This is a genomic window from Klebsiella sp. AqSCr (genome assembly GCF_008452795.1).
Classification (GTDB): domain Bacteria; phylum Pseudomonadota; class Gammaproteobacteria; order Enterobacterales; family Enterobacteriaceae; genus Klebsiella; species Klebsiella pneumoniae.
Genome location: NZ_MJDM01000005.1, coordinates 3,441,137 through 3,456,675, shown reverse-complemented (window position 1 = coordinate 3,456,675; position 15,539 = coordinate 3,441,137). Strand labels below are relative to the sequence as shown.

12 protein-coding genes are annotated in these 15,539 nt (G+C 54.2%); 5 read left to right on the top strand and 7 right to left on the bottom strand.

Annotated elements, in window-relative coordinates; all coding sequences use genetic code 11:
• The first annotated feature begins 288 nt into the window (after positions 1–288).
• Entirely contained in the window at positions 289–1,491 is a 1,203-nt protein-coding gene (gene pncB, locus BHE81_RS20815; RefSeq protein WP_002898217.1) for a nicotinate phosphoribosyltransferase, read from the top strand.
• 42 nt (positions 1,492–1,533) lie between these two features.
• Here the strand turns inward: pncB and BHE81_RS20810 are convergent, their stop codons facing one another.
• The 4 genes from BHE81_RS20810 to dpaL all read right to left on the bottom strand — a co-directional run bounded on the left by BHE81_RS20810 (position 1,534) and on the right by dpaL (position 6,605).
• On the bottom strand, positions 1,534–2,700 hold the full coding sequence (locus tag BHE81_RS20810) for a M20 aminoacylase family protein (RefSeq protein ID WP_004147828.1): 1,167 nt from the start codon (positions 2,698–2,700) through the stop codon (positions 1,534–1,536).
• Between the two features lie 18 nt (positions 2,701–2,718).
• Positions 2,719–3,957 (bottom strand): Zn-dependent hydrolase, encoded by a 1,239-nt coding sequence (locus BHE81_RS20805; RefSeq protein WP_004141764.1) that lies wholly within the window; start codon positions 3,955–3,957, stop codon positions 2,719–2,721.
• Between the two features lie 24 nt (positions 3,958–3,981).
• Entirely contained in the window at positions 3,982–5,271 is a 1,290-nt protein-coding gene (locus tag BHE81_RS20800; RefSeq protein WP_004176676.1) for an aromatic amino acid transport family protein, read from the bottom strand.
• A gap of 122 nt (positions 5,272–5,393) precedes the next feature.
• Positions 5,394–6,605: a diaminopropionate ammonia-lyase gene (gene dpaL / locus BHE81_RS20795; protein WP_023302117.1), complete on the bottom strand. Its 1,212-nt coding sequence runs from the start codon at positions 6,603–6,605 to the stop codon at positions 5,394–5,396.
• 311 nt (positions 6,606–6,916) lie between these two features.
• Here dpaL and BHE81_RS20790 point away from each other — a divergent pair, with 311 nt between their 5' ends.
• The 4 genes from BHE81_RS20790 (at position 6,917) to BHE81_RS20775 (ending at position 12,003) form a co-directional block, all read left to right on the top strand.
• Entirely contained in the window at positions 6,917–7,378 is a 462-nt protein-coding gene (locus tag BHE81_RS20790) for an Lrp/AsnC family transcriptional regulator (protein ID WP_002898209.1), read from the top strand.
• A gap of 175 nt (positions 7,379–7,553) precedes the next feature.
• On the top strand, positions 7,554–8,954 hold the full coding sequence (gene asnS / locus BHE81_RS20785; protein WP_002898206.1) for an asparagine--tRNA ligase: 1,401 nt from the start codon (positions 7,554–7,556) through the stop codon (positions 8,952–8,954).
• 591 nt (positions 8,955–9,545) lie between these two features.
• Positions 9,546–10,625, top strand: coding sequence for a porin OmpK35 (ompK35, locus tag BHE81_RS20780; RefSeq protein ID WP_004141771.1), 1,080 nt, complete (start codon positions 9,546–9,548; stop codon positions 10,623–10,625).
• 187 nt (positions 10,626–10,812) lie between these two features.
• Positions 10,813–12,003 (top strand): amino acid aminotransferase, encoded by a 1,191-nt coding sequence (locus BHE81_RS20775; RefSeq protein WP_002898202.1) that lies wholly within the window; start codon positions 10,813–10,815, stop codon positions 12,001–12,003.
• 68 nt (positions 12,004–12,071) lie between these two features.
• Here BHE81_RS20775 and BHE81_RS20770 read toward each other — a convergent pair whose 3' ends face one another.
• From BHE81_RS20770 to ldtD, 3 genes are all read right to left on the bottom strand, one after another.
• The gene (locus BHE81_RS20770) at positions 12,072–12,719 is read right to left on the bottom strand and encodes an MBL fold metallo-hydrolase (protein ID WP_002898200.1); all 648 of its coding nucleotides are present in this window, start codon (positions 12,717–12,719) and stop codon (positions 12,072–12,074) included.
• A gap of 13 nt (positions 12,720–12,732) precedes the next feature.
• Positions 12,733–13,284 carry a YcbK family protein gene (locus BHE81_RS20765; RefSeq protein WP_002898198.1) on the bottom strand — a complete coding sequence of 184 codons (552 nt, stop codon included), beginning with the start codon at positions 13,282–13,284 and terminating at the stop codon, positions 12,733–12,735.
• Positions 13,285–13,586: 302 nt separating this feature from the next.
• The gene (ldtD, locus tag BHE81_RS20760) at positions 13,587–15,377 is read right to left on the bottom strand and encodes a L,D-transpeptidase (RefSeq protein WP_004211429.1); all 1,791 of its coding nucleotides are present in this window, start codon (positions 15,375–15,377) and stop codon (positions 13,587–13,589) included.
• Positions 15,378–15,539: the final 162 nt, after the last annotated feature.

Here is a 15,539-nt window from a genome sequence, read left to right as displayed (position 1 = left end):
TCTATTCCTGTTGTGTCAATCGCGCTATGCAGAATCTTCATCTTTTCAACGTGAAACACGGAAATCGCTACATTTTGTTAACACTCGCGGCACGAAATGCCCTCGACCCGACGCAAAGCTTGTGGTGTGATCCATGTTCAATATATTAAACTAGGCCTCGCAAATGACCGTCAGCGTCACCATTGCTCGCCATCGCGGGACAGAGTCGGGTAATAAAGGTATACTCCGCCTCCATTTTCCGCGTTGGTTTCGATGGAACGCTCCAGTGAGAGGATGCTACTGCGCACCATGACACAATTCACTTCTCCTGTACTGCACTCGCTGCTTGATACGGATGCCTATAAGCTGCACATGCAGCAGGCTGTCTTCCACCGCTACGGCGATGTGCATGTGGCGGCGGAGTTTCGCTGCCGCGGAGACGACCTGCTCGGCATCTATGCCGACGCGATCCGCGAGCAGGTGGAGTCCATGCGCGACCTGAGGCTGCGGGATGATGAATATCGCTGGCTGTCCACCCTTCCCTTTTTTCGCCAGGATTACCTCAACTGGCTGCGCGATTTTCGCTATGACCCGAGCCAGGTCACGGTCAGCAATGACAATGGTAAGCTGAACATTCGCCTTACCGGCCCATGGCGGGAAGCCATCATGTGGGAAGTCCCGCTGCTGGCGGTGATAAGCGAGTTGGTCCATCGCTATCGTTCACCAGAGATGGGCGTCGATCAGGCGCTCAACACGCTGGAACATAAGCTAGGCGACTTCGCCACCATGACCGCTGACCTCGATATGAGCGCCTTCCGTCTGATGGACTTCGGCACCCGCCGTCGTTTCTCACGCGAGGTGCAGGAAGGTATTGTGCGGCGTCTGCAGCAGGAACCATGGTTTGTCGGCACCAGCAATTACGATCTGGCGCGCCGTCTCAATTTAACCCCGATGGGTACCCAGGCCCATGAGTGGTTCCAGGCCCACCAGCAGATCAGCCCCAGCCTTGCCAGCAGCCAGCGGGCGGCCCTTGCCGCCTGGCTGGAAGAGTATCCCGACCAGCTGGGTATCGCGCTGACCGACTGCATCACTATGGATGCGTTCCTGCGCGATTTCGGTCCGGAATTCGCCACCCGCTATCAGGGGTTGCGCCACGATTCCGGCGACCCGGTGGAATGGGGAGAAAAAGCTATCGCCCATTATCAGAAGCTGGGTATCGATCCGCTGAGCAAAGTGCTGGTCTTCTCCGATAATCTCGACCTGGCCAAAGCCGTCGATCTGTATCGCCACTTCGCCTCGCGGGTGAAGCTCAGCTTTGGGATCGGCACCCGTTTAACCTGCGATCTGCCGCAGGTTAAACCGCTCAATATCGTGATTAAGCTGGTGGAATGTAACGGCAAGCCGGTGGCGAAACTCTCCGACAGCCCGGGGAAAACCATCTGCCACGATAAGGCCTTCGTCCGCGCCCTGCGCGAAGCGTTCGACCTGCCGCCGATTAAAAAGGCAAGCTAAAAAACATGGCCCGACGGCATTCTGCTATCGGGCCAATCAATATCACTCCTGCGGCAAACGGGCTCTGACGACCTCGGCAAAATACTCCGCGCCAGTTAGCAATATCTCATCATTAAAGTCGTAGCAGGCATTATGCAACGGTGTATTGCCCTGAGCATCTGAACTATCGCCGTTGCCTAAAAAGATGAAACAGCCGGGGATTTTTTGCAGAAAAGCGCCAAAATCCTCCGAAATCATCATCTGTGCGACGTTGCCGTCCACCTTCTCAGCCCCTACCACGTTAATCGCAGCGGTGACCGCCACATCAACGCATTGCTGCCAGTTCACCGTTGGCGCAAATTCATGGGTATAGCTGAACTGGCACGTCGCACCGTGCATCGCGCAAATCGCTTCGCTAATGGTACGCATTCGTTCTTCGAGCAGCATCTGCACCTCCGGTGCAAAGCTGCGCGTATCCCCTTTGATTTCGACGTGCGTCGGAATCGCATTGCGGATGCCATCGGTGTGCAGTTCAGTACAGGAAATGACCGCTGGCACGTTCGGATCAACATTTCGCGAAACAATTGTCTGCAAAGCCAGGATGATTTCCGCCGCAATGACCAGCGGATCTTTCGCCATATGCGGCCGCGCCGCATGCGCTCCCTGCCCTTTAATACGAATAATAAAGTTATCTTCACTGGCCATAATGCCACCGACTCGCGTGGCGATAGTCCCGGCTTTCATACCCGGCATATTATGCAGACCGTAGATTTCCTCTATGCCAAAGCGTTCAATAACGCCATCGTCCATCATCGCTCTGGCGCCATAGCCAGGTTCCTCAGCAGGCTGAAAAACAAAGCAGACCGTGCCGTTAAAATTCTGCCGCTGCAATAGCAACTGCGCCGCGCCCAGCGCAATGCAGGTATGACCATCATGTCCGCAGCCGTGCATCCGCTCGGCGGTCATGGAGCGGTAAGACCAGTCTCCCTGTTCGGTCAATTGAATGGCATCGATATCGGCACGAATAGCGATAACGCCCTTCCCGTCGCCGCATTTCAATCTCCCCACCACCCCGGTTTTGCCAATATCGCGGTGCACCTCAATGCCCATAGCTTCGAGCTTTTCGGCAATAAACCGTGAAGTATTCTGCTCCTCGAAGGCGCTTTCCGGATGGGCATGCAAATAGTGACGCCAGGCGATAAGCTGCTGCTTTAGCTGTTGCTGATTCATTCTCTGCTCCTGTAAACATTAGTCCATACGCTGGGCGCGCTGTAAAACCACCTGCAGCAGCACATTGGCGCCAGCAATCAGATCTTTGGCTGCGCTATGTTCTTTGACGTTATGGCTAATGCCATCGACGCAGGGGACAAAAATCATCCCGGCGGGACATACCGACGCCATAAATTGTGCATCGTGTCCGGCGCCGCTTGGCAAACGTCGGTAACTGAGCGCCTGACGCTCCGCCTCGGCTTCCACCGCATTGACGATCTCATCGGCAAAAATGACCGGATTAAAGCGCACCAGTGAGCGGCTGGTTATCTCCACGCCCTCTTCCTGCGACGTTTTCGCGACAAATTCGGCCAATTGCTGCTCCGCCAGACATAAGATCGCATTATCGGTATTGCGGAGATCCACTGACATGACGACATGGTTGGGAATGACGTTGATCAGATTAGGCTTCACGCTGAAATGTCCAACGGTAGCTACCTGATTACCACCAAGGCTTAGCGCCAGCTCACGGGCAAAAACAGCGATTTTCGCAGCCGCCAGCCCGGCATCACGTCTCATGGACATTGGGGTAGTACCCGCATGATTCGATACGCCTCTCAGGGTAAATTCCTGCCACGAAATACCCTGTACGCCGGTAACCACGCCAATATCAATCTGCTCTTTATCAAGAATTGGTCCCTGTTCGATATGCAGCTCAACGTAGCTATCTACCGCCATATCTCCCGGCTGACGTTCGCCTTTATAACCAATGTTACGCAGCGCTTCATCGAGCGTGATACCGTCGAGATCTTTTGCCGCGAGCGCCTGCGCCAACGGATACTCGCCGGCAAACACCACGCTGCCCATCATATCGGGCTGAAATCGCACCCCCTCCTCGTTAGTAAAGAAGGTTACCGCCAACGGTCGTCGGGTGCGGATCCCGGCATCCTGGAGGGTGGCAATCACCTCAAGGCCGGCCATAACGCCGTAGTTGCCATCGTATAACCCACCGGTGGCGACGGTATCGATATGTGACCCCATCATCACCATCGGCAACGTCTCCTCGCCGTGATAAACGCCGGTGACATTGCCGATAGCATCAATTGACACGCTCAGGCCCAGCGCCTTCATGCGGGCTACAACAAAGTCCCTGCCGGCTTTATCTTCGGCAGTCGCTGCCAGGCGGCATACACCGCCGCCTGGCAGCGCACCATGTTCGCCAAGTGCATACAGGGAATCGATAAGCCGTTGGCCGTTAATCTGCAGATAATGACTCATATAACATCTCGCTAATAATGGTGGTTATTGGAACATGCCGTAAAAAATGGCAGATACGGTGATAAGACCGATCAGGGTGACGAATACGTTGCTCGCTTTACCGCGCCAGGGGGCAAGCACCGGTAATTTATGAATGGCGTACATAGGCAACAGCAGCAGAATTGCCGCCCCGGTGGGACCGCTGATGCATTCGATAATACCGAGGATACTGGGGTTCTTGTACGCGGCGAACCAGCAGGTAAGCACCATAAACACCAGGATGACCGCGTCGACGAGGCGAATACCAGGTTTTTTCCCGCGTGCGGCGGCGGCCTCCAGAATCAGGTCGCGCAGCGATTCATAGGCGCCGATGTAGTGGCCAAGAAATGATTTAGTAATAGCGACAAAGGCGATAATCGGCGATAGCCAGGCAATAATCGGTGTATCGTACTGATTGGCCAGATAGGACAAAATCGACAGATTCTGGGCTTTGGCTTCCGCCAGTTGCTGCGGCGACAGGCTTAACACGCAGCTGAGAACAAAAAACAGCACCACCACCGTCATGAGCAGGATACCGTAGCGCTGGATCTGCGCACATTTACCCTCAGCGAGCGCCAGACCGTAACGCTGCTTCTGGCGCACCACCATCGGCGAAATGATCGGATAGTGGTTAAACGACATCACCAGTACCGGGAAGGTCATCCACAGGGATAACATGATCCCCTGCCCATCGCCCGTGGCGCTGAAGCTTACGGTTTGCAAAATTGCGCCGTTCCAGTGCGGAATCAGAAAAAGTGCCATAAAAATAAGCGAGATGATGAAGGGATAAACCAGGGTGCTCATCACCCGCATTATCAAACGCTGTCCGAAACGGACGATAAACATCAGCCCGAGGATCAGAACGATGGCCACCAGCGACCGGGGAGGCTCGGCCATCGCCAACTGGTGGGTGATAAAGCTCTGCGCGGTGTTGGTGATAGCCACCGCATACATAATCAGAATGGTATAGACGGCGAAGAAATAGATGACGGTAAATACTTTTCCCGCCAGCGCGCCAAAATGCTCGCCAATAACATCGGTAATACTGCTTTCCGGCGTATTGGAAGAGTAAATGAATCTCGCCAGACCGCGGTGAGCCAGATAAGTAATAGGAAAAGCGAGGACAAAAACAATCAGCAGCGGCCAGAAGCCGCCAATTCCGGCATTAATCGGCAGAAACAGCACCCCGGCGCCAATGGCGGTACCGAACAGGCCAAGGACCCAAACGGTATCTTCGCTATGCCACTTTGCGGGATCGGAATATCCTTTATTGATAATTATATTTTCAGTATTCATCGGTCAGGTTCTCTCTATGCATGACGCGAAAGCGCGTATGTTTTCGTTATGAGTCAGAACGCTTGTCATACCGAGGGCTTGTAGGGTAGGTAAGATGGCCCCCTTGTTATTGTCGATAGCGCTCAACCATTACGGCCAAACCAGACGATGTCTTCAAAGACATCGGGTGATGTATCTCCTTCCGTGCTGATTAACAGAACCTGTGCATCGGCATTCAGGCGCAGCGATTCGGCAAGCTCGCGATACGCCGGTTGAGTCATCAGCGCATAAAGCACTCCTGTGCCAATAGCGCCGGATTCCCCGGAGACAAAAGGTTCGTCAGTACCTGGTCGCGGCGCGGCCAACAGGCGCATGCCGTTGGCCGCCAGACAATCGTCGGCGGAAATAAAACAGGTGGCATGGTCGCGGAGCATTGGCCAGCTGGTGATGTTAGGTTCACCACAGGCAAGCCCGGCCATCAGGGTTGACATATCCCCGCCGACGCTGTGCGGCAGTCCGTCATTAATGGTTGCCGAGCGAAACAGGCAGTTCGCCTTGTGCGGCTCAACGATGATGATGGTGGGAGCCTGCTGCTGCATCTTTTCGATGAAATATCCCATGATGCTACCGGCAAACGACCCGACCCCGGCTTGTAAAAACAGATGCGTCGGCATCGACGCTCCGCTTTCTGCCAGCTGCTGCCAGATTTCAACAGCGAGGGTCATATAGCCTTGCATGATCCATGTGGGGATCTGCTCGTAGCCCTGCCAGGCGGTATCCTGGAGTAGAACCCATCCCTGCTCGCGCGCGGTTTTGGCCGCCAGCCGAACTGTGTCGTCGTAGTTCAGTTCAGTAATCGTGCATTCGGCGCCATGCCGGCGAATATTCTGCGCGCGTACCGGTGACGAGCCCTTTGGCATATACACCACCGCACGCAGCCCAAGCTGCTCAGCCGCCCACGCCACGCCACGTCCGTGGTTACCGTCGGTAGCAGTCACAAATACGATGTCCTTGATACGCGCCTTAATCACTGGTGAATTAAGCTCGGTAAAGCTCAACGTATTAATATCTCGCTCAAGCAGAGCGGCGAGATATTTCCCCATCGCATAAGATCCGCCTAATCCTTTAAACGCATTCAAACCGAATCGCTGCGCTTCATCTTTTATATGGATCGATCCCAGCCCCAGCCGCTGGCTTAAAAATTCCAGCTTACGCAGCGGCGTGACCCGGTAATCAGGAAATTTTTGATGGAATGCCAGCACTTCGTTCCCCACGCTTTCATTCAGCAGACTCAAGTCTACTCCCTGGCCATAGGGCTGCCGCCGGGCGTTAAGTTGATATTTAATTGTGTCCACTATTCAGGCACCTCTATTTTCATATCGTCCTGCGACGATAACGTTATTTGCGACCATTCCGCCTAAACAACGGGTGCACGGATCCGTGCGGCCTGAGACAGGACGGTCGCTTTAAATTGGTTAAGTCAGAATGTGAGAGGCTTTTTGTCGCGATATACCGCTTTCCCACTGCCTGTGATGGTACACTGCGCCCGGCGGTTAATTGGCGCAAAGTTGCCCATCGCGCCGCAATTTTCACTCTGTTTTATCATTCTCACGCAACAACGTTGCATTAGTGAGGTTGATCACAGGCTTGCAGGACGAGATATATGATGAAACTTGACGCATGGGATAAAAAAATTCTTACGCTCTTGCAGCGTAATAATCGCTTGTCGCAACGGGAGATCGCCGATCGGATCAGCCTGTCTCCTTCGGCAGTCAATCGGCGTATCGCTGCACTGGAGGATGCAGGAGTGATTAAAGGCAGTGTTAGCTTAGTGGACGCCAGTAAAGTGGGAAGACCAATCACCATTATGGTGCAGGTGACCATTGAGAATGAACGTCTCGATCTGCTTGAGGAGGATAAACAGCGTTTCGTAACCTGCCCGCAAGTGCAGCAGGTCTACTATGTCACTGGCGACTTCGATTTCCTGCTCGTGATCAACGTCCGTGATATGGCGGAATACGAAGCGCTAACCCGTGAACTCTTTTTTGCCTCGGGAAATATCAAGTCTTTCCGGACCATCGTGTCGATGCAAAATGCGAAGCAGGAAATGACGGTCATTATCGAGTAAGTCGTGTAAAAGTCGAAATGGGGAGCCAAAGAACGCCCCGGAGGTGTATTTATTTCCGAAATCCACCCTTCCCTGTGCGAAATCTACTTGTCTGATGGAAGATGACAGGTAACATAGATATCCCCCCGCTGTTGGGGGAAGAGACTTTTTTATTGGACTACATAGAGAGATTATTATGAGCGTTGTGCCTGTAGCCGACGTACTCCAGGGCCGCGTTGCCGTTGACAGCGAAGTCACGGTCCGCGGATGGGTGCGTACCCGCCGAGATTCTAAAGCTGGCTTTTCTTTCCTCGCCGTCTATGACGGTTCCTGCTTTGATCCTGTACAGGCCGTTATTAATAATTCTCTGCCCAATTACAATCAGGAAGTGCTGCGTCTGACCACCGGCTGCTCGGTGATTGTCACCGGTAAAGTCGTGGCTTCTCAGGGTCAGGGTCAAAGCTTTGAGATCCAGGCGACCAGCGTGGAAGTGACCGGCTGGGTGGAAGACCCGGACACCTACCCGATGGCGGCCAAGCGCCACAGCATCGAGTATCTGCGTGAAGTAGCGCACCTGCGTCCGCGCACCAACCTGATTGGCGCGGTAGCCCGCGTGCGTCACACCCTGGCGCAGGCGCTGCACCGCTTCTTCAACGAACAGGGCTTCTTCTGGGTTTCCACTCCGCTGATCACCGCCTCCGATACCGAAGGCGCCGGCGAAATGTTCCGCGTGTCAACGCTGGATCTGGAAAACCTGCCGCGTAACGATCAGGGCAAAGTCGATTTCGACAAAGACTTCTTCGGTAAAGAGTCGTTCCTGACCGTTTCCGGCCAGCTGAACGGCGAAACCTACGCCTGTGCGCTGTCGAAGATTTATACCTTCGGCCCGACCTTCCGCGCTGAGAACTCCAACACCAGCCGCCACCTGGCGGAATTCTGGATGCTGGAGCCGGAAGTGGCCTTCGCCAACCTGAACGACGTTGCCGGCCTGGCGGAAGCGATGCTCAAGTACGTCTTCAAAGCGGTACTGGAAGAGCGTGCGGACGACATGCAGTTCTTCGCCGAGCGCGTGGATAAAGACGCTATCGACCGTCTGCAGCGCTTTATCACCGCTGATTTTGCCCAGGTGGATTACACCGACGCCGTCACCATTCTGGAAAACTGCGGCAAACAGTTCGAGAACCCGGTGTACTGGGGCGTGGATCTCTCCTCTGAGCACGAACGTTACCTGGCCGAAGAGCACTTCAAAGCGCCGGTGGTGGTGAAAAACTACCCGAAAGACATTAAAGCGTTCTATATGCGCCTTAACGAAGACGGTAAAACCGTCGCGGCAATGGACGTTCTGGCGCCGGGCATCGGCGAGATTATCGGCGGTTCCCAGCGTGAAGAGCGTCTCGACGTGCTTGACGCGCGTATGGCAGAGATGGGGCTTAACAAAGAAGACTACTGGTGGTATCGCGACCTGCGTCGCTACGGCACCGTGCCGCATTCCGGCTTCGGTCTGGGCTTCGAACGCCTCATCGCTTACGTCACCGGCGTGCAGAACGTCCGCGATGTTATTCCGTTCCCGCGGACGCCGCGCAACGCGACATTCTAAATTTTTCTGACATCAATCTGAAAGGCCAGCGCAAGCTGGCCTTTTTTTATGTCAATTACTGTTAGTAAAATTCAACAACCTTAAACATCAAGACCCGGAAATCACAATTATGTTACGCACTGTTTCGGTGCATCCTGGTGATGTAGATCGCACTTTATGTTCATAACTGAGCAAAACCGCTGATAAATTTGCTCATTTTTTGACCTTTACCCGCACATCTTGCAAAGACAGAGACTGAATAAAAAGAATACGAATTCAATACACAAAATGAACGAATTGCCGCTTAGCCAAATTAATCATAAATAATTCATATAGATAGATAAGTAATGGCGTTTGCCCTTATCCGGTGGAACGGAATTTTGATTAAGTTCACAAAGTTCCGTTAAATACACATTTAGTTACATGATTTTTCGTTTTGTTACTCATATGAGATATTCGTAGCATTTTCCGGCTAGCGAAACGTTGTCGCGGATGGAAAGATGCCTTCAGACACCAAACTCTCATCAATGGTTCTGTAAGTTTTTATTGACAGAACTTATTGACGGCAGTGGCACGTGTTCATATAAAAAATATTAATGAGGGTAATAAATAATGATGAAGCGCAATATTCTGGCAGTGGTGATCCCTGCCCTGCTGGTAGCCGGTGCAGCCAACGCTGCAGAAATCTATAACAAAAACGGCAACAAACTGGACTTCTATGGAAAAATGGTCGGCGAGCACGTCTGGACCACCAATGGCGACACCAGCAGCGACGATACCACCTATGCCCGTATCGGCCTGAAAGGCGAAACTCAGATCAACGATCAGCTGATCGGCTACGGCCAGTGGGAATACAACATGGACGCGTCCAATGTTGAAGGTTCCCAGACCACAAAAACCCGTCTGGCGTTCGCAGGCCTGAAAGCGGGCGAATACGGTTCATTCGACTATGGCCGTAACTACGGCGCGATCTACGACGTCGAAGCGGCAACCGATATGCTGGTTGAATGGGGCGGTGACGGCTGGAACTACACCGACAACTACATGACCGGTCGTACCAACGGCGTCGCAACCTACCGTAACTCCGACTTCTTCGGTCTGGTTGACGGTCTGAGCTTCGCGCTGCAGTACCAGGGTAAAAACGACCACGACCGTGCGATTCGCAAGCAGAATGGCGACGGCTTCAGCACCGCAGCCACCTACGCGTTCGACAACGGTATCGCACTGTCTGCAGGCTACTCCAGCTCTAACCGTAGCGTGGATCAGAAAGCTGACGGCAATGGCGACAAAGCCGAAGCCTGGGCGACCTCTGCAAAATATGACGCTAACAACATCTATGCGGCCGTCATGTACTCCCAGACTTACAACATGACTCCGGAAGAAGATAACCACTTCGCTGGTAAAACTCAGAACTTTGAAGCAGTTGTACAGTATCAGTTTGACTTCGGCCTGCGTCCGTCCATCGGCTACGTACAGACCAAAGGCAAGGACCTGCAGTCGCGTGCTGGCTTCTCCGGCGGCGATGCGGATCTGGTTAAATACATCGAAGTGGGTACCTGGTACTACTTTAACAAGAACATGAACGTCTACGCTGCGTATAAATTCAACCAGCTGGACGACAACGATTACACCAAAGCGGCTGGTGTCGCCACTGACGACCAGGCGGCCGTGGGTATCGTTTACCAGTTCTAATCTGCAGTACACCCCTTCGTGATATGCCTTCAAAGCAGGACTTCGGTCCTGCTTTTCTGTATTCGTGAGACAAAGATCGTCTCTTTCGAAAACCTTCGCGCTTTTTGTCGCAAACGGTTGGCAATTCGTTATTCTCCCGTTAACCTGATAGCGGATTTCCCTTCAGTAATCACAATGGAACCTCGTCATGTTTGAGAACATTACCGCCGCCCCAGCCGACCCGATTTTAGGTCTGGCCGATCTGTTTCGTGCCGATGACCGCCCTGAAAAAATTAACCTCGGAATTGGTGTTTACAAGGATGAAACCGGTAAAACGCCCGTTCTGACCAGCGTCAAAAAAGCAGAGCAGTATCTGCTGGAAAATGAAACGACTAAAAACTATCTGGGCATCGATGGTATTCCTGAATTTGGTCGCTGCACCCAGGAGCTGCTGTTCGGTAAAGGCAATGCGATTATCGCTGATAAACGCGCCCGCACCGCGCAGACACCGGGCGGTACCGGTGCGCTGCGTGTCGCCGCAGACTTCCTCGCCAAAAACACCGACGTGAAACGTGTGTGGGTAAGTAATCCGAGCTGGCCGAACCATAAAAGCGTATTCACCTCTGCCGGGCTGGAAGTGCGCGAATACGCTTACTACGACGCGGCTAACCACGCGCTGGACTTTGATGGTCTGCTGGCCAGCCTGAACGAAGCCCAGGCGGGCGACGTGGTACTGTTCCACGGCTGCTGCCACAACCCGACCGGTATCGATCCGACGCTCGATCAGTGGCAGCAGCTGGCGCAGCTGTCGGTGGAAAAAGGCTGGCTACCGCTGTTCGATTTCGCCTACCAGGGCTTCGCCCGCGGTCTGGAAGAAGATGCTGAAGGGCTACGCGCTTTTGCTGCTCTACATAAAGAGCTGCTGGTCGCCAGCTCCTACTCGAAAAACTTTGGCCTGTACAACGAGCGCGTCGGCGCCTGCACTCTGGTCGCCGCGGATCAAGAGACTGTAGACCGCGCCTTCAGTCAGATGAAGTCGGTGATCCGCGCCAACTACTCGAACCCGCCTGCGCATGGCGCCTCCGTGGTCGCCACCATTCTGAGCAACGATGCGCTGCGGGCAATCTGGGAGCAGGAACTGACCGATATGCGTCAGCGCATCCAGCGTATGCGTCTGCTGTTCGTCAATACCCTGCAGGAGAAAGGCGCGAGCCGCGACTTCAGCTTTATCAGCCAGCAGAACGGCATGTTCTCATTCAGCGGCCTGACTAAAGAGCAGGTGCTGCGCCTGCGTGAAGAGTTCGCCATCTATGCGGTCGCTTCCGGACGTATCAACGTGGCCGGGATGACGCCTGACAATATGGCGCCGCTGTGCGAAGCCATCGTCGCCGTACTGTAAGCGATAGTATTCGGTATAAAGAAAAAGGCCGCGAATGCGGCCTTTTTTATGTGTTCGCGTCATGTCTGTTACCAGACCGGCATCTCATCCTGCAGAAACGGGTTATTACGGCGTTCCTCACCCAGCGTCGACAGCGGACCATGGCCGGGAATAAAGGTCACATCATCGCCCAGCGGCAACAGCTTTTCCTTGATAGCCGCAATCAGCTGCCCATGGTCGCCGCGCGGAAAATCGCTGCGTCCCACCCCGCCTTTGAAAATCACGTCTCCGGAGATCAGCAGTCGGGAGGCGTCATCAAAAAAGACCACATGGCCCGGCGTATGGCCCGGGCAGTGCAGCACCTGCAGCGCCACATTCCCCACATTGACCACATCGCCTTCATTGAGCCAGCGATCCGGACGCAGCGGTTGGCAATCCTCCAGGCCGAACATCCGGCTTTGCGCCGGTAATCCTTCCAGCCAGAACTCATCCTCTTTTTCCGGACCAATAACCGGTACGCCATAATGCTGCGCCAGTTCAGCCGCGGCGCCAACGTGATCGAGATGGCCATGCGTCAGCAGGATCTGCATCAGCGTGACGCCAGCCTCCGCCACCACCGCTTTGATACGTTCAGCATCGCCGCCAGGATCGACCAGCGCCGCCAGCCGGGTTTGCCCGCACCAGATAAGAGAACAGTTCTGCGCGAACGCGGTAACCGGAATAATACGATAGTTCATGACGCTCCTTTCGTTACCAGTGCCTTACGGGACCGGTATCAATATGCACAAAGTTACTACGTGGGTAATATCCTACACCACCTGCGCGCATAGATAACGCCGCTTTGCGAATATTGCTTAACGAAATACCTTCAATATGGAAATCCATCGCCTGCCCCTTGGTGTGATAGCTGTGTTTCGCTACACCACGGCTTCGTGCGCGAAGCTCATCGTTGGTATCGAGGGAACGATAGCCAGAGATAAGCTGGACAGGTTTGTTGGTGCCAAGTAGTCCCTGCAACCGATAAAGATGATCGAACAGATTTGGATCGATGGACTTAATTTTATTCGCGCGATAGTCACGGAAAAAATGGTTAAGTCTTGCTAATTCATCCTGAATATAGCCTCTGCCATCGAAAAACTCCGCCCTGAGCGATTCACCGGTATGCAGGTTATTCAGCGTCAAAATACGCGGACGGGGGGTCGAGAGGGTGGCAAATGCCGGCGCAGGGAGAATGGCGGCAGCACCCAGCGCAGCGCCACCCAACGCCAGCAATCTGCGGCGATTAGCGTCAAATTTGTCCATGATAATCAGGTCTACAGTCAATGAATCGTTATATACTTTTTCCGCTTTGCGCGATGCCAGGATCAGCTCGCTATCGCTCGCCACGACCGAGATGTTGCCCGGCAAAGGAGAGCGTTCGCGCTAACCGCGCTACGCATTGAGCGGAATGATATGTATATGCACTTCTGGCGCACGAAAGGCACCTTACCGGGCATTATTGCCAACGTCAAGGCAGCCTCACCCCAGGAAAATCGGGCGCTGCAGAGGTGCAGCGCCCTTTTTTACCCAGTGCTAGGACAACAAAATCCATTGAACTACTTCATTTACCTGATTAATTGTTCCGCTTTCGTCAGAATTTGTGCGCTGGATCGCGCGGTGATATCGTAATTGTAAATATCTGTTCGATATTGTGTACGTCCATCAGCGTCCACAAACGCCGTTAAGTAATATAAATTCACCGGTATATTTTGCCGAATATTGACATAGCGCGTATCCCCCTGCTTCAGGGCGTCGGAAATGCGCGTGTCATTCCAGCCCGCGTCCTGCAGCAGCATATTGGCCAGCTCCGAGGCTTTATTCACCCTGACGCAGCCGGAACTGAGCGCACGGACATCCTTCTGAAACAGATTATGGTTCGGCGTATCGTGCAGATAGATAGCATCCGAACTCGGCATATTAAACTTGTAACGCCCCAGTGAATTACGGGCCCCAGGCGCCTGCTGAAAACGGAACGGTAAATTGTTCTCGGTGATGGTTGACCAGTCAACCCGGTAAGGATCGATGGTCTCTTTACTGTTCCAGCCGCGCATCACGGTGTAGCCATGCTGCTCCAGATAGCCAGGATTATTACGCACCTTCGGCAGAATATCTTTGCGCGCCAGGGTGGGCGGTACGTTCCACGGCGGATTGACCACTACGTTGTTCAGCGCGCTGCTCATCATCGGCGTCTTGCGGTCCGGACGTCCGACGATCACCCGCGAGGCCAGTACCTGACTGCCGTCCTGGTAATAGACCAGCGAAAACGCGGGAATATTCACCATGATACCGGTCGATAGTTTGCCTGGCAGCAGACGTAGACGCTGAATGTTCAGCGCCAGCACGCCAGCGCGCTGCGCCGATGAGACATTGAGCCAGTCACGGGTGGATTGGCCGATGACCCCATCCGCCCCCAGTCCCTGCATGGCCTGAAAGCGCTTAACGCCCTCCACCAGTTGGCGATCGTACACACCGCGCGCCGCGGGCTTGCTCTTTTTCTTCGCCGAAGGACTCACCACGTCGCCGGGCAGAACGATATTGGCGGAATTTTCCAGCATCCCAGTACGCTGGAGGATCTCGCGCAGCGCGCCGATATCATTGCTCCATTCTCCCGGACGCAGCGAGCCGCTGCCGGTCATCTGCGGCCATGGACGTGAATCAGCCACCAGCGCCAGCAGCGACTGATGCATGGCCTCATACTGCGGATGACGCGGCGCCAGGCCGGCGATAAACGCCGGCAGGGAGCCATTATCCAGCGCCAGCTGCCACTGGTTAATCACCGACAGCGGCGGGGTCGCCATCTTGTACGGTGTCGAGCTATATAACCAGCGGGTCCCCTGGGTGGGGATGCCGCTGATAAAGTGCAGATAGCCCATCATGGCATCAGACAACACCACATCGCGCGCCATGCCGCTGACGGCAGGATCGGTCAGCAGACTGACCCAGGTGGTAAACTGCGGCTGAAAACCGGCGATGGCGATCTCCGCCAGCTGCTGCTGGAACGCCTGCACCGCCTCGCGGTTTTCCCACATCGGTTTCATATCCCTGGCGGCGTATAGCGAGACCAGCGGATTCATAAAGACGGGTTTGTAGCCAGCCGGCAATAGCGCTTCGATCTGGGCGCGACTGTTCGCCGCGGCTTCCATCGACAGCGGCTGCTCACCGGCCAGCTTCGCGACCGCCGGCGATTGCCCGTCGCTTTGCGACAGCGCGACGGAAAGCTCTCCAGGCGTAGCGGAGCTATCACCTGGTACGACTTCAGGCTCTGCGGCCTGGACATTGAACAGCGGAGCAAATGCCATTGCCAGGCTCAGACTGAGCGCTGACAATGGACGACCATACCGTTTCTTAAGCAACATCCCTTGCCCCCTGTTGTCACACATTGCCGCCCACAAATTCGTGGGCTTTAACACAGTATATAAAGACGAAAAGGCTTTTGCCTTACCTAATGTAAAGAAGCTTAAAGATTATACCACCCTGGCATAGCAAGCTGGATAGCAAAAAGGGCAACTTAACGTTGC

What these genes read in the sequence shown, in the direction of transcription:
- pncB (WP_002898217.1), top strand. Translation starts at nt 289, where the DNA reads ATGACACAATTCACTTCTCCTGTACTGCACTCGCTGCTTGATACGGAT.
- BHE81_RS20810 (WP_004147828.1), bottom strand. Translation starts at nt 2,700, where the DNA reads ATGAATCAGCAACAGCTAAAGCAGCAGCTTATCGCCTGGCGTCACTAT.
- BHE81_RS20805 (WP_004141764.1), bottom strand. Translation starts at nt 3,957, where the DNA reads ATGAGTCATTATCTGCAGATTAACGGCCAACGGCTTATCGATTCCCTG.
- BHE81_RS20800 (WP_004176676.1), bottom strand. Translation starts at nt 5,271, where the DNA reads ATGAATACTGAAAATATAATTATCAATAAAGGATATTCCGATCCCGCA.
- BHE81_RS20790 (WP_002898209.1), top strand. Translation starts at nt 6,917, where the DNA reads ATGAAACTTGACGCATGGGATAAAAAAATTCTTACGCTCTTGCAGCGT.
- asnS (WP_002898206.1), top strand. Translation starts at nt 7,554, where the DNA reads ATGAGCGTTGTGCCTGTAGCCGACGTACTCCAGGGCCGCGTTGCCGTT.
- ompK35 (WP_004141771.1), top strand. Translation starts at nt 9,546, where the DNA reads ATGATGAAGCGCAATATTCTGGCAGTGGTGATCCCTGCCCTGCTGGTA.
- BHE81_RS20775 (WP_002898202.1), top strand. Translation starts at nt 10,813, where the DNA reads ATGTTTGAGAACATTACCGCCGCCCCAGCCGACCCGATTTTAGGTCTG.
- BHE81_RS20770 (WP_002898200.1), bottom strand. Translation starts at nt 12,719, where the DNA reads ATGAACTATCGTATTATTCCGGTTACCGCGTTCGCGCAGAACTGTTCT.
- BHE81_RS20765 (WP_002898198.1), bottom strand. Translation starts at nt 13,284, where the DNA reads ATGGACAAATTTGACGCTAATCGCCGCAGATTGCTGGCGTTGGGTGGC.
- ldtD (WP_004211429.1), bottom strand. Translation starts at nt 15,377, where the DNA reads ATGTTGCTTAAGAAACGGTATGGTCGTCCATTGTCAGCGCTCAGTCTG.